25 protein-coding genes are annotated in these 23,879 nt (G+C 66.7%); 8 read left to right on the plus strand and 17 right to left on the minus strand.

Features of this window, described 5'->3' with window-relative positions; translation table 11 throughout:
• Nucleotides 1–3: 3 nt before the first annotated feature.
• Entirely contained in the window at nt 4–594 is a 591-nt protein-coding gene (mog, locus tag ACZYSP_RS29320) for a molybdopterin adenylyltransferase (RefSeq protein ID WP_307617121.1), read from the minus strand.
• Nucleotides 591–1,247: a ribosome biogenesis factor YjgA gene (gene yjgA, locus ACZYSP_RS29325; RefSeq protein WP_097199476.1), complete on the minus strand. Its 657-nt coding sequence runs from the start codon at nt 1,245–1,247 to the stop codon at nt 591–593. Before yjgA ends, mog begins: the two co-directional genes overlap by 4 nt.
• 95 nt (nt 1,248–1,342) lie before the next feature.
• Between yjgA and pmbA the strand changes: the two genes are divergently transcribed.
• Together pmbA and ACZYSP_RS29335 are read left to right on the plus strand one after the other, a co-directional pair.
• Nucleotides 1,343–2,713 carry a metalloprotease PmbA gene (pmbA, locus tag ACZYSP_RS29330; protein WP_489017993.1) on the plus strand — a complete coding sequence of 457 codons (1,371 nt, stop codon included), beginning with the start codon at nt 1,343–1,345 and terminating at the stop codon, nt 2,711–2,713.
• Nucleotides 2,714–2,752: 39 nt separating this feature from the next.
• Nucleotides 2,753–3,700, plus strand: a complete 948-nt coding sequence (locus ACZYSP_RS29335) for a helix-turn-helix domain-containing protein (RefSeq protein ID WP_093057885.1) — start codon at nt 2,753–2,755, stop codon at nt 3,698–3,700.
• Between the two features lie 21 nt (nt 3,701–3,721).
• Here the strand turns inward: ACZYSP_RS29335 and ACZYSP_RS29340 are convergent, their stop codons facing one another.
• Together ACZYSP_RS29340 and ACZYSP_RS29345 are read right to left on the minus strand one after the other, a co-directional pair.
• Nucleotides 3,722–4,957, minus strand: a complete 1,236-nt coding sequence (locus ACZYSP_RS29340; RefSeq protein WP_489017996.1) for an MFS transporter — start codon at nt 4,955–4,957, stop codon at nt 3,722–3,724.
• Between the two features lie 15 nt (nt 4,958–4,972).
• Entirely contained in the window at nt 4,973–5,836 is an 864-nt protein-coding gene (locus tag ACZYSP_RS29345; protein ID WP_489017998.1) for an alpha/beta fold hydrolase, read from the minus strand.
• A 285-nt stretch (nt 5,837–6,121) separates the two neighbouring features.
• On the opposite strand from ACZYSP_RS29345, the gene ACZYSP_RS29350 reads away from it, so the two are divergent.
• Genes ACZYSP_RS29350 through ACZYSP_RS29370 form a run of 5 tightly spaced genes read left to right on the plus strand, consistent with a single transcriptional unit; the run spans nt 6,122 to nt 11,349 of the window.
• A complete protein-coding gene (locus tag ACZYSP_RS29350; RefSeq protein WP_093079858.1) occupies nt 6,122–7,402 on the plus strand; it encodes an ABC transporter substrate-binding protein in 1,281 nt (426 codons plus the stop codon).
• Nucleotides 7,402–8,283 carry a carbohydrate ABC transporter permease gene (locus tag ACZYSP_RS29355; protein WP_093057883.1) on the plus strand — a complete coding sequence of 294 codons (882 nt, stop codon included), beginning with the start codon at nt 7,402–7,404 and terminating at the stop codon, nt 8,281–8,283. Before ACZYSP_RS29350 ends, ACZYSP_RS29355 begins: the two co-directional genes overlap by 1 nt.
• On the plus strand, nt 8,280–9,128 hold the full coding sequence (locus ACZYSP_RS29360; protein WP_354337502.1) for a carbohydrate ABC transporter permease: 849 nt from the start codon (nt 8,280–8,282) through the stop codon (nt 9,126–9,128). The genes ACZYSP_RS29355 and ACZYSP_RS29360 overlap by 4 nt, the downstream gene beginning before the upstream one ends.
• Nucleotides 9,125–10,264: an ABC transporter ATP-binding protein gene (locus ACZYSP_RS29365; RefSeq protein WP_489018001.1), complete on the plus strand. Its 1,140-nt coding sequence runs from the start codon at nt 9,125–9,127 to the stop codon at nt 10,262–10,264. Before ACZYSP_RS29360 ends, ACZYSP_RS29365 begins: the two co-directional genes overlap by 4 nt.
• Before the next feature lie 32 nt (nt 10,265–10,296).
• Nucleotides 10,297–11,349, plus strand: coding sequence for an NAD(P)-dependent alcohol dehydrogenase (locus ACZYSP_RS29370; RefSeq protein ID WP_093177670.1), 1,053 nt, complete (start codon nt 10,297–10,299; stop codon nt 11,347–11,349).
• Here the strand turns inward: ACZYSP_RS29370 and ACZYSP_RS29375 are convergent.
• Entirely contained in the window at nt 11,336–12,241 is a 906-nt protein-coding gene (locus tag ACZYSP_RS29375) for a LysR family transcriptional regulator (RefSeq protein WP_489018004.1), read from the minus strand. The two genes, ACZYSP_RS29370 and ACZYSP_RS29375, sit on opposite strands and share 14 nt — an antisense overlap.
• 102 nt (nt 12,242–12,343) lie before the next feature.
• Between ACZYSP_RS29375 and ACZYSP_RS29380 the strand changes: the two genes are divergently transcribed.
• Nucleotides 12,344–13,099, plus strand: a complete 756-nt coding sequence (locus ACZYSP_RS29380; RefSeq protein ID WP_489018006.1) for a sulfite exporter TauE/SafE family protein — start codon at nt 12,344–12,346, stop codon at nt 13,097–13,099.
• A gap of 7 nt (nt 13,100–13,106) precedes the next feature.
• Here ACZYSP_RS29380 and ACZYSP_RS29385 read toward each other — a convergent pair whose 3' ends face one another.
• The 12 genes from ACZYSP_RS29385 to ybiB form a co-directional block, all read right to left on the minus strand.
• Nucleotides 13,107–13,586, minus strand: coding sequence for an NUDIX domain-containing protein (locus ACZYSP_RS29385; RefSeq protein WP_426392318.1), 480 nt, complete (start codon nt 13,584–13,586; stop codon nt 13,107–13,109).
• Nucleotides 13,586–14,035 (minus strand): GatB/YqeY domain-containing protein, encoded by a 450-nt coding sequence (locus tag ACZYSP_RS29390; protein ID WP_093057879.1) that lies wholly within the window; start codon nt 14,033–14,035, stop codon nt 13,586–13,588. The genes ACZYSP_RS29385 and ACZYSP_RS29390 overlap by 1 nt, the downstream gene beginning before the upstream one ends.
• A 110-nt stretch (nt 14,036–14,145) precedes the next feature.
• Complete coding sequence (rpsU, locus tag ACZYSP_RS29395; RefSeq protein ID WP_007833691.1) at nt 14,146–14,358, minus strand: 30S ribosomal protein S21; 213 nt, start codon at nt 14,356–14,358, stop codon at nt 14,146–14,148.
• Between the two features lie 111 nt (nt 14,359–14,469).
• The gene (locus ACZYSP_RS29400; RefSeq protein ID WP_093079873.1) at nt 14,470–15,708 is read right to left on the minus strand and encodes a BaiN/RdsA family NAD(P)/FAD-dependent oxidoreductase; all 1,239 of its coding nucleotides are present in this window, start codon (nt 15,706–15,708) and stop codon (nt 14,470–14,472) included.
• Nucleotides 15,705–16,493, minus strand: coding sequence for a YaeF family permuted papain-like enzyme (locus ACZYSP_RS29405; RefSeq protein WP_093079876.1), 789 nt, complete (start codon nt 16,491–16,493; stop codon nt 15,705–15,707). The genes ACZYSP_RS29400 and ACZYSP_RS29405 overlap by 4 nt, the downstream gene beginning before the upstream one ends.
• Nucleotides 16,493–17,623 carry a sterol desaturase family protein gene (locus ACZYSP_RS29410; RefSeq protein ID WP_093057876.1) on the minus strand — a complete coding sequence of 377 codons (1,131 nt, stop codon included), beginning with the start codon at nt 17,621–17,623 and terminating at the stop codon, nt 16,493–16,495. The genes ACZYSP_RS29405 and ACZYSP_RS29410 overlap by 1 nt, the downstream gene beginning before the upstream one ends.
• Before the next feature lie 64 nt (nt 17,624–17,687).
• The gene (locus ACZYSP_RS29415; RefSeq protein WP_093057875.1) at nt 17,688–18,578 is read right to left on the minus strand and encodes an ABC transporter permease; all 891 of its coding nucleotides are present in this window, start codon (nt 18,576–18,578) and stop codon (nt 17,688–17,690) included.
• A 75-nt stretch (nt 18,579–18,653) separates the two neighbouring features.
• Entirely contained in the window at nt 18,654–19,571 is a 918-nt protein-coding gene (locus ACZYSP_RS29420; RefSeq protein ID WP_093057874.1) for an ABC transporter permease, read from the minus strand.
• A gap of 16 nt (nt 19,572–19,587) precedes the next feature.
• Nucleotides 19,588–20,856: an ABC transporter substrate-binding protein gene (locus ACZYSP_RS29425; RefSeq protein WP_093057873.1), complete on the minus strand. Its 1,269-nt coding sequence runs from the start codon at nt 20,854–20,856 to the stop codon at nt 19,588–19,590.
• Between the two features lie 70 nt (nt 20,857–20,926).
• On the minus strand, nt 20,927–22,048 hold the full coding sequence (locus ACZYSP_RS29430; protein ID WP_093057872.1) for an ABC transporter ATP-binding protein: 1,122 nt from the start codon (nt 22,046–22,048) through the stop codon (nt 20,927–20,929).
• An 86-nt stretch (nt 22,049–22,134) separates the two neighbouring features.
• Nucleotides 22,135–22,944, minus strand: a complete 810-nt coding sequence (gene cobA, locus ACZYSP_RS29435; protein WP_093079878.1) for a uroporphyrinogen-III C-methyltransferase — start codon at nt 22,942–22,944, stop codon at nt 22,135–22,137.
• Nucleotides 22,941–23,846 (minus strand): DNA-binding protein YbiB, encoded by a 906-nt coding sequence (gene ybiB, locus ACZYSP_RS29440; protein WP_426392324.1) that lies wholly within the window; start codon nt 23,844–23,846, stop codon nt 22,941–22,943. Before ybiB ends, cobA begins: the two co-directional genes overlap by 4 nt.
• Nucleotides 23,847–23,879 lie beyond the last annotated feature (33 nt).

Here is a 23,879-nt window from a genome sequence, read left to right on the forward strand (position 1 = left end):
CGCTCAGCGCGGCGGCCGGATGGCCGACTTGGGCCTGAAAGCCTTGCAGACCGTGTCGTCGGTCTCCAGGTACGGCCCGCCGATCAGGTCGATGCAGTAGGGCACCGCTGCGAAGATGCCCGGCACGACCTGCACGCCCTCGGTGTCCTTCAGCCCTTCGAGCGTTTCCGCAATCGACTTCGGCTGGCCCGGCAGGTTGATGATCAGGCTCTTGTCGCGGATCACCGCCACCTGCCGCGACAGGATCGCGGTCGGCACGAAGCGCAGGCTGATCTGGCGCATCTGCTCGCCGAAGCCGGGCATTTCCTTGTGGGCCACGGCCAGCGTGGCCTCGGGCGTCACGTCGCGCAGGGCGGGGCCGGTGCCGCCGGTGGTCAGCACCAGTGAACAGCCCGCGTCGACCAGTTCGATCAGCGTGGCGCTGATGCGGTCGGCCTCGTCGGGGATCAGCCGGGGTTCGAATTCGATGGGGTTCTTCAGCGCCCGGCCAAGCCACTCTTTCAGCGAGGGCAGGCCCTTGTCTTCGTAGGTGCCGCTGGAGGCACGGTCGCTGATGGAGACGATGCCGATGCGGACCGGGTCGAACGAACTCATGCGTCCTCTTCCCGGTCTTGGGCGGCGGCCGCTGCCGCGTGGTCGGCTCCGCCGTGCACCGCCAGTTGGGCGCGCACCAACTGGAAGATCTCGCGGTAGGCCTTGCCCTGGCGCGGCGCTTCGCCGGCCGGGCCGGTCTTCATGTCCTTGCGGGCCTGGCGCACCAGGGCGCGCAGCTGCTGGGAATCGGTGGCGGGGTGGGTTTCTATCCAGCCGCCGAGGGCGTCGTCGTCGGCAATCAGCCGGTCGCGCCAGCGCTCGGCCTCGTGCAGGGCTGCGGTTTCGGCGGCCGGCGCGACGCTCTGCTCGGACAGGGCTTGTTTAACGGCCTCCAGCACTTCGGGCTCGAGCTTGCGCATGAGCTTGCCGATGAACTGCATCTGGCGGCGCTTGCCCTCGAAATTGGTGATGCGCTTGGCTTCGGCGATGGCGTCGACCAGTTTTTCGTCGAGCTGGAGCGTATCGAACAGGCCGGCGCGCAGCGTGAGCAGCTCGGTGCCTAGCTTCTGCAGCTCGTCGCTTTCGCGCTTGAGGTCGGTACGGCTGGCTTCGTCGGTGCCCTTGAGCTCGCGCTTGAGCTCAAGGTCGAGTTCGCTGCCTTCGGCAACGAACTGGCCACGGACGAAATAGCCTTTTTTGGGTTTGCGGGACATGGAGTGGATTCTGGGCCGCACCGTGCGGCGTTGCAACGCGGTGGGAAGCTGGGGAGAAAACGTGAAACAGGGGGCGCAAGTATCATAGCCACCACATGACGACATCCTCCTCGCGCGCCGATTCCGGCTTCGCCTACAGCCGCTCCTTCTTCGAAAACCTGGTCGACACCGCCTTGGCGCATGCCAGGAAGCTCGGTGCCACCGACGCCGGGGCCGAGGCCTCCGAGGGCTGCGGCCTGAGTGTGTCGGTGCGCAAGGGCGAGCTCGAGAACGTCGAGCGCAACCGCGACAAGTCGCTGGGCATCACGGTCTACGTGGGCCACCGCCGCGGCAATGCCAGCACCTCCGACTTCTCCGAAGGGGCCATCAAGCAGACCGTTCAGGCGGCCTACGACATCGCCCGCTTCACGGCCGAAGACCCCGTCAGCGGCCTGCCGGACGAGGAAGACATCGCCAAGGTGCACCCCGAACTCGACCTGTTCCACCCCTGGGACGTGACGAGCGAACAGGCCGCCAAGCTGGCGCTGGAGTGCGAAGAAGCGGCCCTGTCGACCGACAAGCGCATCACCAACAGCGAGGGCGCGGGCGTCTCGGCCCAGCAGAGCCACTTCTTCAGCGCCCACACGCACGGCTTTCGCGGCGGCTACGCCAGCTCGCGGCATTCCATTTCGGTGGCGCCCATCGCCGGCAAGGGCGACGACATGCAGCGCGACGCCTGGTACAGCTCCATGCGTTCGGCCGATGAACTGGCCAGCCCGCAGGCCGTGGGCCGCTACGCCGCCGAACGGGCGCTCAGCCGCCTGAAGTCGCGCAAGATCAAGACCACCGAATGCCCGGTGCTGTTCGAGTCGCCGCTGGCCGTGGGCCTGCTGGGCGGGCTGGTGCAGGCTGTGAGCGGCGGGTCGCTGTACCGCAAGAGCACTTTCCTGCTCGATTCGCTGGGCAAGCCCGTGCTGCCCAAGCACGTCGACGTGGCCGAAGACCCGCACGTGCTGCGCGGCAAGGGCAGCTCGCCCTTCGACGACGAAGGCGTGACCACCCGGGCGCGCAAGGTGGTCGATGCCGGCCGCCTTGAAGGCTACTTTCTCTCGACCTACTCGGCCCGCAAGCTGGGCATGAAGACCACCGGCAATGCCGGCGGCTCGCACAACCTGACGCTGAGCTCGCGCCTGACCAAGCACACCGACGACCTCGACGCCATGCTCGCCAAGCTGGGCACCGGCCTGTTCGTGATCGAGCTGATGGGCCAGGGCGTGAACTACGTGACCGGCGACTACTCGCGCGGCGCCAGCGGCTTCTGGGTCGAGAAGGGCAAGATCGCCTTCCCGGTGCAGGAGATCACCATCGCCGGCAACCTCAAAGACATGCTCATGGGCATCGAGGCCATCGGGGCCGATGCCTACACCTTCGGCGCCAAGACCACGGGATCGGTCCTGGTGAACCGGATGAAGATCGCCGGCAGCTGAGAAAGCACCGCCGGCCACCGCGCGAAGGCTCGTACACCCATGAGACACAACGCAGCGCGCAAGCCGGAACTCGAGCACGAACTGCTGCGCGACCCGAGGCTCGGCTTCGAGCCGGCGGGCGGCAGCTCGGTACGCTGCCTGCAGCACGGCGTGCCCTGGCCCTTCGACTGCTGGCACTACCACGACGAATACGAGCTGCAATGCATCAACCGCAGCAGCGGTGACGCCTTCGTCGGCGACCACATCGGCCGCTTCGAGCCCGGCTACGTGGCCCTGGTGGGCGCTCGGCTGCCCCATACCTGGATTTCGCACGACGTGCCGCCCGAGGGCATAGCCGAGCGCAGCATGGTCATCCACTTTCGCGACGAGCCGCTGCGCAAGGGCACCGACCTGTTCCCGGAGCTGAAGGCGGTGCTGCCGATGCTCGACCGCGCCAGGCTCGGCATCGAGTTCTTCGGCATCCACGCGCTGGTGCGCGAACGCTTCCTGCGCGTGCAGGCGCAGGAGGGCATGGCCCGGCTGGCGGAGTTCATCGGCCTGCTGCACGAGCTGGCCCGCTGGCCCGACTGGCGCCAGATTTCGAACACCACAGGCACGGCGAGCGAAGACCCGAGCGCCAACACCCGCATGCGCCGCGTGCTCGACTACCTCGACCAGCACCTGACCGAAGAGCTGTCGCTGCCGGCCGTGTGCGCCGTGGCCAACATGGCCGAAAGCAGCTTCTCGCGCTATTTCCACAAGCACATGGGCGCCACCTTCACCGACTTCGTCACTCGCCTGCGAATCGCCAAGGCCTGCGAGATGCTGCAGACCTCCGACCGGCTGGTAAGCGACATCTGCTACGAGGTGGGCTTTGCGAACCTCGCGAACTTCAACCGGCGCTTCCTGCAGCTCAAGGGCATGACCCCCTCGGCCTATCGCCAGCAGGCGCAGGACCGCTTCGGCCTGCGCACCGCGCAGAACACGCCGCTCGCCACCACGGCCTGAGCTTCCCGGTGCTGAAGCTCATCAGGGGCTGGCATCCTGCGGCGTCAGGTGCCGGGTCATGGCCCAGAACGCCAGTGCCAGGCCGCTGGTGAGGGCCCCGGCCAGGCAGACGATGTTCCAGCCGCCGTGTGCATACAGCATCGTCGAGGCGATCGATCCGGTGGCGGAGCCGATGGAATAGAAGATCATGTAGCCGGCGGTCAGGCGGCTCTGGGCTTCCGGGCGCACGCGGTAGATCAGGCTCTGGTTGGCGACGTGCACCGACTGCAGGCCGAAGTCGATCGTGACGACGCCGACCACCATCGCCCAGATGGACCACGGCAGCATGGCGATGAGCGCCCAAGACAGCAGCATCACCGACAGCCCGATGCCGGTAGTGCGCTGTGCGCGGCCCCGGTCCGCCTGGCGGCCCGCGCGCGCAGCGCCCATGGCGCCGGCCGCGCCCGCCAGGCCGAACAGCCCCACCTGCGTGTGAGACAGCGAGAACGGCGCCGCCGTCAGCGGCAGCACCATCGGCGTCAGCAGCATCGTGATCGCCATGAAGATCAGCATCGCGAGCACCGCACGGATGCGCAGCACAGGCTCTTCGGCGAAGAGCGTGAACACCGACCGGATCAGCTGCAGGTACGAAATGCGCACCGAGGGCAGTGCGCGTCGCGGGAGCGCCTTCCACAACAGGCCGGAGACGACCAGCGTGGCCGCGGCAGACACCAAATACACCGAGCGCCAGCCGACAAGATCGGACAGCGTGCCCGACACCGCCCGCGCCAGCAGGATGCCGACGATGATGCCGCTGGTGACGATGCCGACCACGCGGCCGCGCTCGCCCGGCGGGGCCATGAGTGCGGCGTAGGCGACCAGCACCTGCGTGACGACGGCCAGCAGGCCCACGGCGGCCATCGCCGGCAACAGGACCGCCGCGCTGGGCGCCAGCGCAACGCAGAGCAGGGCGATCACCGACAGCAACGATTGCCCCACGATCAACTGCCGCCGGTCGATCAGGTCACCCAGCGGAACGACCAGCAGCAGCCCCAGGCCGTAGCCGACCTGCGTGATGGTGATCACGATGCCGACCGTGGCGGGGCGGATGCCGAAGGTGGCCGCCAGCGTGTCCAGCAGCGGCTGGGCGTAGTAGACGTTGGCCACGGCCAGCCCGCAGGCGACCGCGAACAGCAGCGCCATCGCGGCCGTTATCTGTGGCGTGGCAGTCCGTGCCTGCGCATCACGGGCCGCGGCCGCATCGATGTTCAATTGCATGGCGATGCCCTGCCGTCAGGCACGCAGGGCGTCGTGGAAGCGCTCGATGTGGGCGGCAATCGTTTCGCCCAGTTCTTCGAGCGCGAAATGGCCGGTGTCGAGCAGCTTGAAATCGATCTGCCGTAGGTCGCGCTGGTAGGGATACGCGCCCGACGGTGGAAAGATCACGTCGTTGGCGCCCCACACGACCAGCGTCGGCGGCTGGTGCTGGCGGAAGTAGGCCTGCCAAGCCGGGTAATGCGAGAGATTGCGGCCGTAGTCGTGCAGCAGGGCCGCCATTGCGTCTTTGTTGCCGGGACGGGCCAGCAGGGCGCGTTGCAGCAGCCAGCTGTCGGGGTTGATGCGCGCCGCGTCTTTCACGCCGTGGGTGTAGTTCCATTCCAGGGCTGCGTCCGACATGGCGGCTTCGCGGATCCTGGCGTAGTTGGTCGGCGACGGGTCCCTCCACAGCTCGCGGGCCAGGCCCCAGAAATCGTCCGGCAGGCCTTCTTCGTAGGCGTTGGCGTTCTGCACGACCAGGAAGCTCACTCTTTCGGGGTGGCGGCTGGCCAGCCGGAATCCCACCGGGCCGCCGAAGTCCTGCATGTAGAGGCCGTAGCGCTTCAGGCCGAGTTGTTCCGTGAACTTCTCGACGACGTCGGCGAGGTGGTCGAAGGTGTAGCTGAACTCGACGACCGATGGTGCATCGCTGTGGCCGAAGCCGGGGTAGTCGGGTGCGATGACGTGGAAGCGATGGGCCAGCCGTTCGAGCAGCTCCCGGTACATGAAGGAGGAGGCCGGAAAGCCATGCAGCAGGAGCAGGGGCGGCAGCGCCGGGTCTCCCGCCTCGCGGTAGAAGATGTTCAGGCCGTCGATGGTGGCGGTGCGGTAGTGGGTCATGGCGGATTCCGGAAAGGGGTGGATTGGGGCGATTGGCGATCGGCCGGTCGCTGCACGTTCTGCTTTCGGCGTTCTCGGTTTCAAAACAAAACCACGAGAATTCTATCTATCTGGTTTTACATTGCAACCGATTGGCAAATTCGTACGCCACCCCCGGCAAAACCCCAAGCCCGCTGGTCATCGAAGTACCAGTCCACCGGCGCGCGTGTACGCAGCGCCCGCCCACGGCTGCATACGCTTCGTCCCTCTCGCAAGCCCTTCACAAACAAGACCAGGAGACGAACGATGACGAACCGAGCCACGCGCTGCATCAAGGCCGGCGCACTGTTGCTGGCGGCATTGGCCGCAGCGGGCCATGCGCAGGCGCAGCAGGCCTGCAAGGACGATGTGCGCGTGCTGTCCCAGCCGCGCGACGGACTGACCCTGCTGGAAAAGTACAAGGACGAGTTCAAGGCGCTGAGCGGCGCGTCGTTCAGCATCGACAACCTCAACGAGAACGACCGCCGCACCAAGACCCGCGCCGACGCCTCGACCGTCGGCAAGTACAACGTGTACTACGTCGACGAGGCCAACGTGCCGCTGTTCGCCCAGTCGAAGTGGATCGTGCCGCTGGCCAAGTACTACCCGGCGGACTACGACTACGCCGACTTCGACCCTGGCCGCCAGAAGGTCGCCACCTTCGACGGCCAGGCCTGGTTTGCGCCGCTCACCGGTGGCGGCGACTTGCTGGTCTACCGAAAGGACCTGCTCGAGAAGGCCGGCATCAAGCCGCCGACCACGCTCGAGGAATTCGCCGAAGCCGCGAAGAAGCTCAACGACCCGGCCCACGGCATCTACGGCGTGGCCCTGCGCGGCCAGCGCGGTTCGGGTGCCAACGTGTGGCGCTGGATGCCGTTCTTCCGCGGCTACGGCGGCCAGTGGTTCGACGGCGACAAGCCCGTGTTCGATTCGCCCGCCGCGGTGAAGGCCACGCAGACCTACCTCGACCTGTTCAAGTACTCGGCGCCCGGCACCAAGACAGGCGGCTGGGACGAGGCCACCGGCGCCTTCCTTGCGGGCAAGGTGGCGATGCTGATCGAGTCGACCCCGCTGGCGGGCAACGCGCTCGACCCCAAGATGTCGACCGTGATCGGCAAGGTTGCCTACCTGCCGCCGCCCACGCCGCTGACCGGCGGCGGCTACGGCCACGGGCTGGCCATCGGGGCCAAGGCCAACAAGACCGAGGAGGCGAAGAAGTGCGCGGGCCTGTTCGTCGCCTGGGCCACTTCCAGGCAGCAGGAGCAGCGCCGCCTCGCCGAAGGCCAGTTCGGCGAGCTCAACCGCACCAGCGTGCTGGGCAGCCCCGAGTTCGCCAAGCGCTACGGCGCCGACCTCGGCAAGGCGCTGGCCGACACCGGCAAGCTCACGGCCGTGAACTTCTGGCAGGACGCCGCCTGGCCCGATCTCGGCGACCGCTGGGGGATCATTCTCGAAGAGCTGATCACCGGCTCGCGCACCGACATCAAGGCCGGCCTCGACGAGCTCGACGCCTACGCGAAGCAACTGATCGCACGGCGCAAGAAGTGATGGCCGCCAGGGAGAAACGAAAAAAGACAAGGCTGCCGGTCGTCTTCATCGGGCCGGGCCTGCTGGTGCTCGCGGTGCTGGCGCTGGTGCCGACGCTGTTCGCGATCGGCATCTCCTTGCAAGACCGCGAGCTCGGGCAGGCCGATTCCAGCTGGGTCTGGCTGTCGAACTACATCCAGCTGTTTTCCGATCGGCGCTTTCTCAACTCCGTGCGGGTGTCGCTGGTGTGGGAGGTGTTGACGGTCAGCGCGACCATGGGGCTCGCGGTGCTGCTGGGTGTGCTGCTGTTCCAGTGCACCACCGCGCGCTGGCGCAACGTGTTGTCGATGCTGTTCATCGTGCCCGTGCTGCTGCCGCGCGTGTCGGCCGCCTTCGTGTGGAAGTTCGCCTTTCATCCGCTGTTCGGACTGCTGACGTATCCGTACAAGGCGATCACCGGCGAGCCGCTGGACCTGCTGGCCAGCCCGCTCACGGCGCTGATGACGGTGGCGTTCGTGGACGTGTGGCAGTGGGGGCTGTTCTTCGCGGTCATCGTGCTGAAGCTGCTCGAGACGTTGCCGCCGCAGCCCTTCGAGGCCGCGCGCATGGACCATGCGAAGACCTGGGAGGTGTATGCGTACGTCGCGCTGCCGATGCTGAAGGCGCCACTCATCAGCCTGACTTTCGTGAAGATGGTGGAGTCGCTGCGTGCCTTCGACCTGATCTACGTGATGACGCGTGGAGGGCCCGGCATCTCGACCGAAACGCTGGACATGTACGCCTTCTCGCAGGGCTTCATCGAGTCTGGGCGCATCTCGTACGCGTCGAGCATGGCGGTGCTGATGATGGTCGCCTCGACCGTGGCGTTCACCTACATCTGGAAATGGACGCGACCGAAATGAGCGCTTTGCCAAAAAAGAAAACCCCGTTCTCCCCAAGCACGCTGCTAGCCCGGCTGGTGCTGGTCGCCGCAGGGCTCTCCGCACTGGTGCCGGTGCTCTGGACCTTTCTCAACTCGTTCAAGAACCGGGTGGACATCGTCTCGGCAGTGCCGAAGATCTTCTTTACGCCGACACTGGAGAACTACGTCTACGTGCTGAGCCGCGAGGCCGTGGCGCAGGGGCTGCTCAATTCCATCGTGGTGGTGGGCGCGGCAGTGATTGCCGGCGCGGTGCTCGGGCTGCCGGCTGCCTATGCGCTCGCCCGCTATCCGCTGCGCTGGGCTGACGATATCCAGTTCTTCGTGCTGTCGATGCGCTTCCTGCCGCCCGTGGCCGTGGCCATTCCGCTCATGGTGATCTGGCTGCAGCTGGAGTTGTACGACACGCGCTTCGCGCTGATCGTCACCTACACGCTGCTCACGCTCTCGACCGTGATCTGGCTCGCCATACCCGCCTTCAAGGCGGTGCCGAAAGAGGTGGAAGAGGCGGGTCGCGTCGACGGCTACGGCCCCTACGCGATCTTCTTCAAGGTGGCGCTGCCGATTGCCGCGCGCTCGCTGGTCGGCGCCATCGCCTTCGGCTTCGTGCTGGTGTGGAACGAGTTTCTCATTGCGCTGATGCTCACCACTTCGGACGCGAAGACGCTGCCCATCGTTGCCTCGGAGCTGAGCCAGCTCGGGCGTGACGTGCCGTGGGGCATCTTGAATGCCTCGGTCATCCTGCTGTCGCTGCCACCGCTCTTGATGGTCGGCGTGCTCAGCGGCTTCCTCAACGCCGCCTTCAAGCGCAAGCGCGACGCAGCATGAGCCAGATCATTTCCTTTCCCTCGAAGAACAACATGTCCGCAATCAGCTGTCACAACATCATCAAGCGCTACGGCGAAACACAGGTCGTGCACCAGTTCGACCTCGACGTGTCGGACAACGAGTTTGTCGTGTTCCTGGGCCCCTCGGGCTGCGGCAAGTCGACCATCCTGCGCATGCTCGCAGGGCTGGAAGATATTTCCGACGGCGACCTGCTGATCGGCGGCCAGCGCGTGAACGACTTGCCGCCGCAGGAGCGCGGCATTGCCATGGTGTTCCAGAACTACGCGCTCTATCCGCACATGAGCGTGCGCGACAACATCGCATTCGGCCTCAAGCGCCTGAAGGTGCCCAAGGCCGAGATCGATGCGCGCATCAAGGAGGTGTCGGACACACTGGGCCTGGAGCGGTACCTGCAGCGCAGGCCCACCGAGCTGTCGGGCGGCCAGCAGCAGCGCGTGGCGATTGCGCGCGCCATGATCAAGACGCCCAAGGTGTTCCTGTTCGACGAGCCGTTGTCCAACCTCGACGCCAAGCTGCGCAACCACATGCGCGTCGAGATAGCCCGGCTGCACCAGGCGCTGAAGACCACCACCGTGTACGTCACGCACGACCAGCACGAGGCCATGACGCTGGCCGACCGCATCGTGCTGCTGCGCGACGGGCGCATCGAGCAGGTCGGCTCGCCGCGCGAGATCTTCGAGCGACCGCGCTCGGCCTTCGTGGCCGGCTTCATCGGCACGCCGCCGATGAACCTGGTCGAGATGATGGTGCGTGACGCCGATGGCTACTTCGAGCTGGCGGGCCGCGAAGGCACGGTGCGCGTGGACGCGCGCCGCTTCGCACTCGAAGGCCGCGAGCGTGTGACGCTGGGCGTGCGGCCCGCGCACCTGCAGGTCGACACGCAGGGCGGTCGCGCAGGCGGCTTTGCCGGCGAGGTGCAGCTCATCGAATACCTCGGCAACGAGGTGCTGGTGAGCTTCGGGCAGGGCGAGAGCGAAATCGCCGCGCTGATGCCCTCGGCCCAGTGCCCGCGGCTGCGCGATGCGGCGCGCTTCGTGGCCGACCCGTTGCAGGTGCACCTGTTCGACATCGACACCGGTGCCTCGCTGCTGCGCACCGACACCCCTTTGCATTGACACCTCCGACACCCCTTCAAGGACGAAAAGAAATGAAAGCACTGGTTCTGGAAAAAGCGCATGAGCTCAAGCTGCGCGACGTAGACCTTCCCCTGGACATGGGGCCGCGCGACGTGAAGATCCGCATGCACACCGTGGGCGTGTGCGGCAGCGACGTCCACTACTACCAGCACGGCGGCATCGGCCCCTATGTGGTGGAAGATCCAATGATCCTGGGCCACGAGGCCTCGGGCGTGGTGGCCGAGGTGGGGGCGGAAGTCACGCACCTGAAGCCCGGCGACCGCGTATGCATGGAGCCCGGCATTCCGCAAATGGACTCGCGCGCCACGCTCGAAGGCATCTACAACCTCGACCCTGCCGTGCGTTTCTGGGCGACGCCGCCGATCCACGGCTGCCTCACGCCTTTTGTGGTGCACCCGGCGGCCTTCACCTTCCGCCTGCCCGACAACGTGAGCTTCGGCGAGGGCGCCATCGTCGAGCCGCTGGCCATCGGTCTGCAGGCCGCGAAGAAGGCGGCGCTGAAGCCGGGCGACGTGGCGGTGGTCATCGGCGCGGGCACCATCGGCGCGATGACGGCGCTGGCTGCACTTGCGGGCGGCGCGGCGCGCGTGATCCTCGCTGACCTCGTGCCCGAGAAGCTGGCGCTGTTTGCGGACAACCCGGCCGTCACCACGGTCGATGTGCGCAACACCAAGCTCGCCGACACCGTGAAGTCGCTGACCGACGGCTGGGGCGCCAACGTGGTGTTCGAAGCCAGCGGCAGCGCGCGCGCCTTCGACGACATCTTCGAGCTGCTGTGTCCCGGCGGCTGCCTCGTGATGGTGGGCATACCCGCTGGCAAGGTTGCCTTCGACATCGTGGCCATTCAGGCGAAGGAAGTGCGCATCGAGTCGGTGTTCCGCTACGCCAACATCTTCCCGCGCGCGCTGGCGCTGATCGCGTCGGGCCAGGTCGACGTGAAGCCCTTCATCTCGCGCACCTTCGCGTTCGAAGATGGCATCGAGGCCTTCGAGGAGGCCGCTGCGGGGCGCGCGACCGACGTGAAGATCCAGATCGAGTTTGGGGAGCCCGTCACTTCCTCGTAGCTTCTTCCGGAGGCGCGATCAGGTGCTCGAGCATGCGCCGGGCGTTGAGCGGCAGGTCTTCCGACGAGCGCACGCAGGCCATCAGCGTGCGCTCGGCCCATTTGTCGGCGAGCGAGGCGCGCGCGATCTTCATCGAGCGGGCGCAGCGCTCGGCCGCGGTCTGCGGCACGATGCCGACGCCGATGCCGTACTCCACTATGCGGCACACGGCCTCGAAGTTGCGCACCCGCACCCGGTAAGCCAGGTGTTTGCCTAGCGCACGCACATGCTGGGTGATCAGCAGCTGCAGCGCGCTGTCCGCGGGCAGGCCCACGAATTCGCTGTCGACCACATCGGCCAGCTGCAGGCGCCGGCGTCCGGCAAGGGCGTGGCCGCGTGGCATCACGAGCACGAGGTCGTCGCGGCGGAAGGGGTGGCATTCGAGGCCTTCGCTGTCGATGGCGTCCGAGACGATGCCGATGTCGCACAGGCCGGCGCGCAACGCGTCCACCGTGTCGGGGCTGGGGCGTTCCTCGAGGTCGACCGAGATGCGTGGATGCTCGGCGAGAAAGCGGCTCAGCACCTCGGGCAGGTGCTCGGTCAGCGCCGAAGTGCCGCACATGAAGCGCACGTGTCCCTTGAGGCCCTGGCCGTATTCACCGAGTTCGCCGCGCAGCCGCTCCATCTGCTGCAGCACGACGCGCGCGTGGTGCAGCAGCGTGCGGCCGGCCTCGGTGGGGCGTACGCCCTGCGCGTGGCGGGTGAGCAGCGGGGAGCCGAGCGCGTCTTCCATGCCGCGCACGCGCTGGCTGGCGGAGGCCAGCGTCATGTGCGAACGCCCGGCGCCGCCGGTGAGGCTGCCGGCTTCGACGACGTTGAGGAAGAGCCGCAGGTCGGTGAGATCGAATCGCATGGTTCGGCGGAGTGTGCACCAGGAGCCTCAGCCGCAGCCTGAGGCTACCTCTGCGAATGCCCGATTTCCAGAGGCCGGCTTCGTCGGCAGAGTCGTGTCCCGATGACGCATTCGATCGACACAACGAGTTTCTGGGCCGCCGCCGCAGCGGTGTACCTGCTGGCCGGGGTGATCAAGGGCGTGGTCGGCCTCGGGCTGCCGACGGTGTCGATGGCGTTGCTCGCGCTGTGGATGTCGCCGGTACAGGCCGCGGCGCTGCTGATCGTGCCGTCGCTCGTCACCAACATCTGGCAGACCGGGCCGCGCGCGACCTTCATGCCGGTGCTGCGGCGCATCGGCGGCATGCAGGTGGGGGTGGTGATCGGCACGCTGGGCGGGGCGCTGTGGCTGGGCGTGCCGGCGGGGGCCTGGGCTTCGTTCGCGCTCGGGGTGGCGCTGGTCGTCTACGCGGTCTGGGGGCTGACCGGGCGGCAGCTTCACGTGACCGACGCGCAGGCGCGCTGGGTGGGGCCGCTGGTGGGCATCGTCACGGGGCTGGTGACGGCGGTGACCGGGGTGTTCGCGGTGCCGGCGGTGCCGTACCTGCAGGCGCTGGGGTTCCAGCGCGATTCGCTGATCCAGGCGATGGGGATCTCGTTCACCACCTCGACGGTGGTGCTGGCCATCGGGCTGGTCGGGAACGGGGGCTATCCGATGTCGGCGATGGGCGGGTCGATCGCGATGCTGGTGCCGGCCATCGGCGGCATGGTGTTCGGGACCTGGCTGCGGCAGCGGCTTTCGGTGGCGGTGTTCAAGCGCTGCTTCCTGATCGGGCTGGCGCTGCTGGGCCTGTACATGGCCGCGCGCGCCGGGCTGTGAGCCGAAGTCAGGCTGCCTGCAGCAGGGCCGCGCGCACGCGCTCGATGGTCTGGCGGTAGGGCAGGGCGAAGTCATCGAGTGCATCGCCCGCTTCGAGCCAGCGGAACGCGAACACCAGGCCTTCCTCTTCAGGGCTGCCCGTGGCCATGTGCGTGAAGGTTTCAGGCAGGGCGCCTTGGGCGCGCATCAGGAACAGGTGCCACAGCTGCGGGTGGCGGTGCGTGTTGCCTTCGACGCCGGCTTCGCATTCGCGGTGCAGCGTGCCCAGCGATTGCAGCGGGCCGGTGTAGTCGAGGCCCGATTCTTCGAGCAGCTCGCGGCGCACCGCCACTTCAGGCGATTCGCCGGGCTCGATGGTGCCCTTGGGCAGCTGCATGTTGCCATCCTCGGGATGGCGGAACACCAGCAGCCGGCCCCGCGCGTCAACCATGCAGGCGCAGGCCTTGGGGATCGTGGCGGAGGGGCTGCTGCCGGTGTTGTTCATCATCAGGCGCCCGTCAGAGCGGCCTTGACCGCTGCGCTGACCTGGCCCATGTCGGCCTTGCCGGCGAGGCGGGTCTTGACCACGCCCATCACCTTGCCCATGTCGCCAGGGCCGCTGGCGCCCAGCTCGGCCACGATGGCCTTCACGGCGGCCACTGTTTCATCGGCGCTCATGCGTTGGGGCAGGTAGGCCTCCAGCACCTTGATCTCGGCAGCTTCCTTGTCGGCCAGATCGGGGCGGCCACCGGTGGTGAAAGCGGCGATCGAGTCCTTGCGCTGCTTGACCATCTTGTCGACGATGGCGACGACCATGGTGTCGTCGAGCTCCACGCGCTCATCGACTTCCTTTTGCTTCAGGGCGGCGAGCAGCAGGCGGATGGTGGCCAGGCGCTCGGAGTCCTTGGCGCGCATCGCCGTCTTCATGTCTTCGGTGATTTGTTCTTTGAGAGTCATTCGGCAACCTTTCGGAAAAAACAAAAGCCGCGGCAGGTTTCCCTGGCGCGGCTGAGGCAACGGGGCGGCGGTGCTGACTTTCGTCTGGAGCCGGCCGCCCTGGGTGTTGCTTAGTACAGCTTCTTGGGCAGCTGCATGCTGCGCACGCGCTTGTAGTGGCGCTTGACCGCGGCGGCCTTCTTGCGCTTGCGCTCGGCGGTCGGCTTTTCGTAGAACTCGCGGGCGCGCAGGTCGGTCAGCAGGCCGAGCTTTTCGATGGTGCGCTTGAAACGGCGCAGTGCGACGTCGAAGGGCTCGTTTTCTTTAACGCGGATGGTGGTCATTGATGAATCGTTGAAATGAATTTGGCCTGGAGAGATCGAGGCCCCAAGCCGGGGTTCCTCAACTGAAAACTTTTTGCGGCCGTTGAGGGGAGGCCAAGAGTTAGCCCGCGATTATAGCGCGGTTGCGCACGCGTGGGCGCTCGCCCAGGCCCATTGGAAGTTGTATCCGCCCAACCAGCCGGTCACATCGACCACTTCGCCGATGAAATACAGGCCCGGCTGCTTCGATTCCATGGTCTGGGACGACAGGTCGCGGGTGTCGACTCCGCCGGCCGTGACTTCGGCTTTTTTGTAACCTTCGGTGCCGCTGGGGGTGATCTGCCAGCGGGCGATGCGCTCCGACAGGGCCGCCAGCGACTTGTCGGCAGCTTCGTTGACAGGACGTTGCAGCGCCGGATCCTGCCCGACCCAGGCGTCAGCCAGCCGGGAGGGCACCAGCGTGGCCAGTTCGTTGGCGATGCGCTTCTTCGAGCGCAGCTTGGCTTCGCCCAGCGCCTCCGCCACGTTCATGCCGGGCGCGAAATCCAGCGTGAGCGGGGTGCCGGGCTTCCAGTAGCTCGAAATCTGCAGCACCGCCGGGCCAGACAGGCCGCGGTGGGTGAAGAGCAGGTCTTCGAGGAAGGCCATCTTTTCCTTCTTCGCTCCGGTCTCGATGCGCACCGGCAGCGCCAGGCCGGCCAGTTCGGCATACGGCGCCCAGCCTTCGCCGCCGAAGGTCAGCGGCACCAGCGCCGGACGGGGGGTGACGAGGCGCAGGCCGAACTGCTCGGCAAGGCGGTAGCCGAAGTCGCTGGCGCCGATCTGGGGGATCGACAGGCCGCCCGTGGCCACCACGATCTTCGGCGTTTCGATCAGCCCGTGATCGCTCTCGATTTGATAGCTGCCAGCGCCCGACTCATCAGCATCAGCGCCAGAAAACGCAATCTTCCCGACCTTGCACGGCTGCCACCGCTCGACCCCACCCGCCGCGCATTCCGCCAGCAGCATGTCGACGATCTGCTGCGACGAGCCGTCGCAGAACAGCTGCCCCTTGTGCTTCTCGTGGAAGGCAATGCCGTGTTTTTGCACCAGCTCGATGAACTGCTGCGGCGCATAGCGCGACAGCGCCGAGCGGCAGAAATTCGGGTTGTCGCCGATGAAGTGGCGCTGCGGTGCGCGCACGTCGAGATCGCGGTTCGTGAAATTGGCTCGCCCGCCGCCCGAGATGCGGATCTTCTCGCCCACCTTTTCGCTGTGGTCCACCACCAGCACCCTGAGCCCGCGCTGACCCGCCACGCCGGCGCAGAACAGCCCGGCAGCCCCGGCGCCGATCACGACGACGTCGAAGCGCGATGAAGCGGCCGCGCTCAAGGGCCGTCTGCCGCGAGCAGCGGCGGCGGGTTGTATTTCAGGTGGCCCACGTAGCGCAGCGGCTGCGTGGTGGCAATGGAGGGCACGTCGCCCTCGCGCATGTGCAGCAGGTCGGACGGGCTCACCCAGCGCGGGTCGGCGCTGGTGATCGGCAGGCCAGCCTGTTTGTAGGCCTCGAGCACGAACTGCGAGCAGAAGAACTGGTCGTCGCGGCTTGCACCCAGCTGCACCATCGCCATGCCGCTCACGCAGTAGTTGCTGACCGCGCTTGGCACCAGCGGTAGTTCGCACAGGCGCCGGTTCAGCACGAAAGGCGCGTTCAGCAGCACGCCCACGGTGTTGTAGCGCGCGCCGACCTGCGACAGCGCCCATTCGCGCATGCGCCCGGCACCGGCTTCGTCGACGCCCGGCACGCGAAAGGCCACCACCATCTGCTCTTCATCGACCAGATCGGCCAGCGGCCGCGCGCGCACGCCGGTGCCCACGGCTTCGGCGATCTGGCCGTCGCCGAGGTACAGCACCGCGTGGCTCACCGGCGAGAAGGTGCCCAGCCGGATGCCGAAGGAATTCACCGTGGCGATGGAGGTCAGCAGGATGTCGCCGGGCTCCAGCGCGTCGGCCGCGATGAGTTCGCCGCCGTTGCCTGGCGCGATGACCGAGCTCTGCACCCGCAGACGCAAGCCGGCATCCTTGGTCGGCAGGTCGATGCGGGTGGCGCAGGCCGTGAGCAGCAGGGCAGCGCCCGCGGCAACGACGACCGCGGCGGTCTTGAACGCGGCGCGCATCAGCCCTTCCAGATGAACGGAAACTTCAGCTGCTTGAAGAAGCCGTTGGGCACGTAGTCGCCCAGCACGCCGTATTTTTCGGGCCAGAGCTTGGTGCTCTTCACCGCGGTGCCGAAGATGTAGTCGAGAAAGGCGTAGTGCGCCGCGTAGTTCTTGTCGAGTGCTTCCTGGTCCTGGCTGTGGTGCCAGTGGTGGAAGTTGGGCGTCACGATCAGGTAGCGCAGCGGACCGAGCCGCACGCTCACGTTGCAGTGGTTGAACACCGCCTGGAAGCCGACCACCACGATGTAGGCGTCGATCACGTCCTTGCTGAAGCCCAGCACATAGATGGGCGCCAGCACCAGCGTGCGCGTGATCAGCAGTTCGAGGATGTGCTGGCGCGAGCCCGCCATCCAGTCCATGCTCTTCACGCTGTGGTGCACCGCGTGCAGGCGCCACAGCACCGGCACCTCGTGGTAGGCGCGATGCGTCCAGTACTGCACGAGGTCGGCCACCAGAACGATCAGCAGCAGCCCGGCCCAGAACGGCAGGTTGCCCACCCAACCGCGAATGCCGTCATTGGCGGCCCAGCCGAAGAGCTTGTGCACCATCAGGTTGGTGGCCAGCAGCACGAAGCCCACGATCATGTGGTTCACCACGAAGTGATGGAAGTCGGTCTGCCACTCTTCGCGGAACACGGGCTGGTCTTTGCGCAGCGCAAAGAGTTTCTCGATGAAGATGAAGATCAGCGACGAGCCCAGCAGGTCGAGGATGAACCAGTCGAGCCCGATGTACGGCGTGTTGTCCGCGAAGTCGTGCACCGGCACCTTGTGCCCGCCGAGCAGCGCCGACGCCACCACCAGCAGGAACGCCGCCGACGAGAGCCAGCGCGAGCGGTTGAAGATGATGTTGACCAGCGACAGCCCACCCGAAATGACCAGCGCCGCCAGCAGGATGTAGCGCATCACGTCGACGTTGTAGCTCTTGCGCAGCTCGGGCGTGGTGAGGTACTGCGGAAAGTGGAAGGCCAGTACGCCGAGGAAGCACAGGATGGCCAGGCTCAGTGCGATGGTGCCTGTGACCAGCCCTTGGCCACGGCGCAGTTCGCCGTGGTTATGGGTGAATTCGTTGAGTTTGTCGATGTCCAGCATGCCCGCCTCTCTCGCTTGTACTTTGTGTTGGAGCGCGATTTTAGAGGCGGCTGTAGGAAAAATCTCACCTGGGCCGCACAGCCCTGCGGCGCAGCAGCGCGGCCGAGCCCAGCGCCACGGCCATCACGAGCAGCGACACGACGGTGGTCACCGTGCCCAGCGCATAGATCGACGGCGTGGTGACGGTCGAGGTCAGGCCCTGCAGCTCGAGCGGCAGCGTGTTGACGTCGCCGATGGCCTGCGAGGTGCGGGCGATCTCGTCCCACGACAGCGTGAAGCCGAACATGCCGATGCCCACGATCGACGGGCCGATCAGCGGCAGCACCACGAAGCGGAAGGTCTGCCACGGCGTGGCACCGAGGTCGCGCGCGGCTTCCTCATAGGCGGGGTTGAAGCGGTTGAACACCGCGAACATGATGAGCAGGCCGAAGGGCAGCGTCCAGGTCAGGTGCGCGCCGAGGGCGGAACTGAACAGGCCCAGCGCGGTGCCGTAGCCTTCGAGCAGCGTGGTCGCGTCCATCGCCGTCAGCACGCTCTTGATGCCCGTGTCGATCAGCCGGAACTGCAGGCCGATGCCGAGCGAGATGATGATCGACGGCATGATGAGGCTGGCCACCGTGACGAAGAACAGGGCGTTGCTGCCCGCGAGCTTCTTGCGGAACGCCAGGCCTGCCAGCACCGACAGCACGACAGTGAAGGCCATCACCACCGCGCCCAGCGCCAGCGAGCGCCTGAAGGCCGCGCCGATGTCCACTGTGCCCAGCCCTTCAGCCAGCTTGTAGAACCAGTGCAGCGAGACGCCGCGCAACGGGAAGGTGAGACCGCCCTCGGGGCCCTGGAAGCTGAGCACGAAGATCGTGATCATCGGGCCGTAGAGGAACAGCACGAACAGGGCGAAGACCGTGGCGAGAGGCCAGAAGCCGGGGCTGCGTTGTTCGCCTATGCGTTGGCTCATTTGTATTTTTCCTTCAGGGCGTGAGCGCGCCCCGAACGACGCACCCCAAACAGAACGGAAGAATCCAGGTTCACCCTAGAGCTCCTTTCGAATGTCGACCAGCCGTGTCAGCCCCCAGATGATCATCAGCACGACAGCCAGCAGGATCATCGCGTTGGCCGCAGCCAGCGGAAACTGCAGGTACGAGGTCTGCACCTGGATGATCTTGCCGATGGAGGCGATCTGCTGGCCGCCCATCACGCCGATGGTGACGAAGTCGCCCATCACGATGGTGATGACGAAGATCGACCCGATCAGGATGCCGGTGCGCGACAGCGGCACCACCACGTTCCACAGCGTCTGCCAGCCCGAGGCGCCCGCATCGCTGGCTGCTTCGAGCAACGAGCGGTCGATGCGCATCATGCTGTTGAAGATCGGCACGATCATGAACATCGTGTAGAGGTGCACGAAGGCCAGCACCACCGAGAAATCGGAGAACAGCAGCCACTCCACAGGCTGGTTCACGAGGCCCAGGCCCATGAGCGCCTGGTTGACCAGCCCGTTGCGCCCCAAGAGCGGCACCCACGAGATCATGCGGATCACGTTCGAAGTCCAGAAGGGCACCGTGCACAGCACGAACAGCACCGTCTGCATGGTCGACGAGCGCACGTGGAACGCCAGGAAGTACGCAACCGAAAAGCCGATCAGCAGTGTGATGCCCCACACCAGCACGCAGAACTTGAACGTGCTCAGGTAGGTGTTGAGCGTGACGCACAGGTCGCCGTTGTCGGTGAGGCGCGAGCAACCCTCGAACAGGCTCAGGTAGTTGCGCAGCGTGACCGCAGGGATCAGCTCGTATTCGTTGAAGTTCCACAGGCTGACCATCGCGACCAGCGCCAGCGGAACCAGGAAGAACAGCAGGAACACCAGCGCGAACGGCGCCGCCTGCCACCATGCTTTCACAGCATGGATGGGCGTGGTGGCGACGGACGCGCTGGTCGAGGGGGCGCTCACAAGCTCAGGTCGAAGGTCAGGCCGCGACGAACTCGTTCCACTTGCGGACCATGTACTCGTTCTCGTCCATCACGGCGTTCCAGCAGGCGATGCCGCCCATGCGCTGTTCGTAGCTGCCGCCGTCGCGCACCGAGCCTGCCTTGGCGATCACGTCGCCCTGCGGGCTCTTGATGTCCTGCGCGGCGGGCTTGCCTTCCATCCAGTAGGCCCACTCGTAGGCTTCCATCTTGGTCTTGGCGGTGTCGAGCACGGCGCTGTAGTAGCCCTGGCGGTTGAGGTACGCACCGGCCCAGCCGTCGAGGAACCAGTTGATGAACTCATAGGCGCCATCGAGCTTCTTGCCCGAGAGCGTGGCCGGCAGGCCGAAGCCCGAGGCCCAGGCGCGATAGCCTTCCTTGAGCGGCTGGAAGGTGCAGTCGATGCCCTTGCTGCGCACGGCCGTGACGGCGGGCGACCACATCGACTGGATCACGACCTCGCCCGAGGCCATGAGGTTCACCGACTCGTTGAAGTCTTTCCACAGCGCGCGGAACTGGCCGGCCTTCTTGGCTTCGATCAGGGTCTTGATCGTCAGGTCGATCTCGGCCTTGGTCATGTTGCCCTTGTCGGCGTACTTGTGGATGCCCTTGGCCTCCACCACCATCGCGGCGTCCATGATGCCGATCGACGGAATGTTCAGGATCGCGGTCTTGCCCTTGAACTCGGGGTTCAGCAGCTCGGCCCACGAAGAGATCGGACGCTTGATCAGGTCGGGCCGGATGCCCAGGGTGTCGGCGTTGTAGGTGGTCGGGATCAGCGACATGAACTGCGTGGCCGACTTCGCGAAGACCTTGCTCTTCTCGCCCTCGAGATAGATCACCTTGACCGGCGCCGTGCCCTGGCTGCCGACCTTCTTGCCCGCAACTTCGCCCTTGGTGAAGAGCGAGGTGATCTTGTCGGCGTTCTTCACGCGCTTGGTGTCGATGCCCTTCAGGTTGCCGGTCGGCACGATCTTCTTGAGCGAGAAGAACTCGGTATCGATCAGGTCGAAGCTGTTGGGGGCGGTCACGGCGCGCTTGGTCACGTCGTCGGTGGTCACGGCCACGTACTGGATCTCGATGCCGGTGTCGGCTTTGAATTTTTCGGCAATCGCCTTGTCCTGGTTCACCGCGGTGCCGAGGTAGCGCAGCACGATCTTTTCCTGCGCATGCACGAAGGGCGCGATGCCCGTGGCCAGGATGCCGGCCGTGCCTTGCAGGAGGGTGCGGCGCTTGACGCCGTTGGACGAGTCGATGGAATCGGTCATGGCTGAGTCTCCAGAGAAAAAAGTGGAAAGAAACGAACGCAGGAAAAAGGGAAGCAGGTTGCGGATGCGCTCACAGGGTCATTGCGAGCGCGGCCGTGTCGTCGCGCTGGCGAGCCCCGGCGTTGGCGGGCGCCGAAGCCCGCTCGCCCGGTGGCTTGACGCCGGGGCCGAGCACGCGCGCGTCGGCTTCGGCCCATGAGAGGCGCACCGCCTCGCCGTGCGCATAGGGGCGCGCGAGGAAAGCGGCTTCGCCGAGCAGCACAGAGACGTTCTGGCGCCCGGCGGCAGCGCCTTCGAGCGCCAGGCCGAGCAGCACGTAGGTGCCCTGGTATTCGACGTCGGTAACGGTGGCGGCAAGGGCAGTGCCAGCCGCGTCGCCCTCCGAAGCCGCGGCGATCCGCATGCGGTCGTTGCGCACCGCGATCGGGCCGGCTGGCGTGTCGAACACGTTGTGGCCGCCCATGAAGCGCGCCACGAACTCGCTCGCCGGGTGGTTGTAGACCGCGTGCGGCGAGCCGACCTGCTCGATCACCCCGTGGTTCATCACCACCATGGTGTCGGCCAGCGCCATCGCCTCTTCCTGCGAGTGCGTCACGTGCACGAAGGTCAGGCCCAGTTCCTTCTGCCAGCGTCGCAGCTCGGCGCGCATCTGGATGCGCAGGAAGGGGTCGAGCGCCGACAGCGGCTCGTCGAGCAGCAGCACGCGCGGCTCGGTGATGAGTGCTCGCGCCAGCGCCACGCGCTGCTGCTGGCCGCCAGAAAGCTCACCGGGCTTGCGGTTGGCCAGGTGGCCCATCGCGACGCGTTCGAGCAGGTCGTTGGCGCGCTTGTGGCGCTCGGCCTTGCCGACGCCCTTCATCTTGAGGCTGAAGGCCACGTTGTCGGTGGCCGAGAGGTGCGGGAACAGGGCGAAGCTCTGGAACATCATCGCCGTGCCGCGCGCTGCCGCGGGCAGGTCGGTGATGTTGCGGTTGTCCAGCAGGATGTCGCCGCTGGTGACGGACTCGTGGCCCGCGATCATGCGCAGCGTGGTGCTCTTGCCGCAGCCCGACGGGCCGAGCAGGCAGCAGTAGCTGCCGCTGGCAATGCGCAGGTCTATCTGGTCGACGGCGGCCGGTGTGCCGGGGGCATAGCGCTTGGTGAGCGCGACGATCTCGACTGCGGCGGGTTCGGGCGTGGCGACGGCATTCATTGCCGATGGCTCAGCACGATCCATGCCACGTTGTGGTGCGCGGCGCCCGTGCCGCTCGTGCTGTCCTCGCCCTGGTCAGGTGCCGATCAGGTACCGAACTTGTCCGCGTCCACCGGTACCTCGGCGGCTGCCAGTCCGCGCAGCACGTCGCCCACCACGATCACAGCCGGGCTGGCCAGCCCGGCCTCGGCGATGCCGTTCTGCAGGTTGCCCAGCGTGGTCGCGATGTGCCGCTGGTGCGGCAGGCTCGCATGCTGGATGACGGCCACCGGCGTGTCGCCCGGCAGGCCTTGCAGCAGTTCGCGTTCGATGTGCCCGGCGCCCGACACGCCCATGTAGATAACGAGCGTGAGCCGCGCGTTGTACGCCGTCGCGGCCAGCGCGCGCCAGTCGGTCGGGTCCTCGGCTGCGCCGGCCCCTGTCTTGGCATGGCCGGTGACGAACACCACGCCCTGCGCATGGTCGCGGTGCGTGAGCGGCACGCCCAGCGCGGTCACGGCCGCCAGGCCGGCGGTGATGCCGTTGACCACGGTGCATTCGATACCGGCTTCGCGCAGGTGTTCGACTTCTTCGCCACCGCGGCCGAAGATGAACGGGTCGCCGCCCTTGAGGCGCACTACCGTCTCGCCTTCGCGCACAGCGGTGATCATCAGCCGCTCGATGAATGCCTGCGGCGTGCTCTTGCAGCCGCCGCGCTTGCCCACGTGCACGATGCGCGCTCCGGGGCGGGCGTAGGCCTGCACGATCTCGTCGTTCACGAGGTCGTCGACCAGCAGCACCGTCGCGGCCTGGATCGCCTTCACGGCCTTGACGGTCAGCAGTTCCGGGTCGCCCGGGCCGGCGCCCACCAGCGTGCAGCGGCCGGTGATGAGGGAGGTGGGGGTGTCGTTGTTCATGCGTGGGATGCCAGTTGCGTGATGTGCCTGACTTGCGCCGCAATGGCTTCGGGCACGGGAAGCTCGCCGGCCAGCACGCGGCGCGTGTAGTCGGCGGTGGTGGCGACGTCGATTTCCTTCGGCAGGCCCGGCACTTCGGCGGTGGTGCCGGCCTGCTGCGCCTGCAGTTCGGTGCGCACGCCGCGCACGAAGCCGTCGATCTGCGCGGTGCGGCGCGGGTCGGACACCACTTCGCCTTCGAGGCCGCGCGAGAGCAGGGCGGTCATGCCCGTGAGTTCGAAGGTCTCGCCCATGGTGCGGGCGTATTCGGGGTGTGTGTAGCTGGCCACCACCACGCAGGGGCCGGCGGTGGGCTGCATCAGCTTCACCACGCTGTGGCCCGGGTTGCGCAGGCCGACCACGCGGCGCACATCGAGCAGGCGCTTGAGCGCGGGGTTCAGCAGTTCGGTGGGCGCAAAGGCCGCTTCGCCGTTGGCGATGGGGCGGATGGCGGTCATGGGCGGAACATCGAGCGCCGAGAGCACGTTCGACGCCAGCACGCGCGAGGTTTCGCTCGCACTGCCGTGCACCAGCACCGGCAGGCCTTCGCGCGCCAGCAGCAGCGCCAGCAGCGGCGTGAGCACCGGCAGCTTGCGCGCGCCGTTGTAGCTGGGCAGCACGACCAGCGCCCGGTCGCCCGCCGGGATGCGGTTCAGCCGCGCATGGGTGGCATCGAGAAAACCGGCCATTTCCTCGGGCGTTTCGCCCTTGATGCGCATGGCCAGGCAGAAGCCGCCGATTTCGAGGTCGGTGACGGTGCCGTCCAGCACCTGGCCGAACAGGTCGGTGGCCTGTTCACGCGTGAGCGGCTTGGCGCCTCGCGCGCCGCGGCCGATTTCCTTGATGTATTGGCTGATTCCCATGGGTAGGCGGATTGTCCTGCAACGCTTATGCCG

Source organism: Variovorax sp. F042, assembly GCF_057814215.1.

Excerpts from the sequence above, each read along its gene's own strand:
- mog (WP_307617121.1), bottom strand. The coding sequence starts at position 594 with ATGAGTTCGTTCGACCCGGTCCGCATCGGCATCGTCTCCATCAGCGAC.
- yjgA (WP_097199476.1), bottom strand. The coding sequence starts at position 1,247 with ATGTCCCGCAAACCCAAAAAAGGCTATTTCGTCCGTGGCCAGTTCGTT.
- pmbA (WP_489017993.1), top strand. The coding sequence starts at position 1,343 with ATGACGACATCCTCCTCGCGCGCCGATTCCGGCTTCGCCTACAGCCGC.
- ACZYSP_RS29335 (WP_093057885.1), top strand. The coding sequence starts at position 2,753 with ATGAGACACAACGCAGCGCGCAAGCCGGAACTCGAGCACGAACTGCTG.
- ACZYSP_RS29340 (WP_489017996.1), bottom strand. The coding sequence starts at position 4,957 with ATGCAATTGAACATCGATGCGGCCGCGGCCCGTGATGCGCAGGCACGG.
- ACZYSP_RS29345 (WP_489017998.1), bottom strand. The coding sequence starts at position 5,836 with ATGACCCACTACCGCACCGCCACCATCGACGGCCTGAACATCTTCTAC.
- ACZYSP_RS29350 (WP_093079858.1), top strand. The coding sequence starts at position 6,122 with ATGACGAACCGAGCCACGCGCTGCATCAAGGCCGGCGCACTGTTGCTG.
- ACZYSP_RS29355 (WP_093057883.1), top strand. The coding sequence starts at position 7,402 with ATGGCCGCCAGGGAGAAACGAAAAAAGACAAGGCTGCCGGTCGTCTTC.
- ACZYSP_RS29360 (WP_354337502.1), top strand. The coding sequence starts at position 8,280 with ATGAGCGCTTTGCCAAAAAAGAAAACCCCGTTCTCCCCAAGCACGCTG.
- ACZYSP_RS29365 (WP_489018001.1), top strand. The coding sequence starts at position 9,125 with ATGAGCCAGATCATTTCCTTTCCCTCGAAGAACAACATGTCCGCAATC.
- ACZYSP_RS29370 (WP_093177670.1), top strand. The coding sequence starts at position 10,297 with ATGAAAGCACTGGTTCTGGAAAAAGCGCATGAGCTCAAGCTGCGCGAC.
- ACZYSP_RS29375 (WP_489018004.1), bottom strand. The coding sequence starts at position 12,241 with ATGCGATTCGATCTCACCGACCTGCGGCTCTTCCTCAACGTCGTCGAA.
- ACZYSP_RS29380 (WP_489018006.1), top strand. The coding sequence starts at position 12,344 with ATGACGCATTCGATCGACACAACGAGTTTCTGGGCCGCCGCCGCAGCG.
- ACZYSP_RS29385 (WP_426392318.1), bottom strand. The coding sequence starts at position 13,586 with ATGATGAACAACACCGGCAGCAGCCCCTCCGCCACGATCCCCAAGGCC.
- ACZYSP_RS29390 (WP_093057879.1), bottom strand. The coding sequence starts at position 14,035 with ATGACTCTCAAAGAACAAATCACCGAAGACATGAAGACGGCGATGCGC.
- rpsU (WP_007833691.1), bottom strand. The coding sequence starts at position 14,358 with ATGACCACCATCCGCGTTAAAGAAAACGAGCCCTTCGACGTCGCACTG.
- ACZYSP_RS29405 (WP_093079876.1), bottom strand. The coding sequence starts at position 16,493 with ATGCGCGCCGCGTTCAAGACCGCCGCGGTCGTCGTTGCCGCGGGCGCT.
- ACZYSP_RS29410 (WP_093057876.1), bottom strand. The coding sequence starts at position 17,623 with ATGCTGGACATCGACAAACTCAACGAATTCACCCATAACCACGGCGAA.
- ACZYSP_RS29415 (WP_093057875.1), bottom strand. The coding sequence starts at position 18,578 with ATGAGCCAACGCATAGGCGAACAACGCAGCCCCGGCTTCTGGCCTCTC.
- ACZYSP_RS29425 (WP_093057873.1), bottom strand. The coding sequence starts at position 20,856 with ATGACCGATTCCATCGACTCGTCCAACGGCGTCAAGCGCCGCACCCTC.
- ACZYSP_RS29430 (WP_093057872.1), bottom strand. The coding sequence starts at position 22,048 with ATGAATGCCGTCGCCACGCCCGAACCCGCCGCAGTCGAGATCGTCGCG.
- cobA (WP_093079878.1), bottom strand. The coding sequence starts at position 22,944 with ATGAACAACGACACCCCCACCTCCCTCATCACCGGCCGCTGCACGCTG.
- ybiB (WP_426392324.1), bottom strand. The coding sequence starts at position 23,846 with ATGGGAATCAGCCAATACATCAAGGAAATCGGCCGCGGCGCGCGAGGC.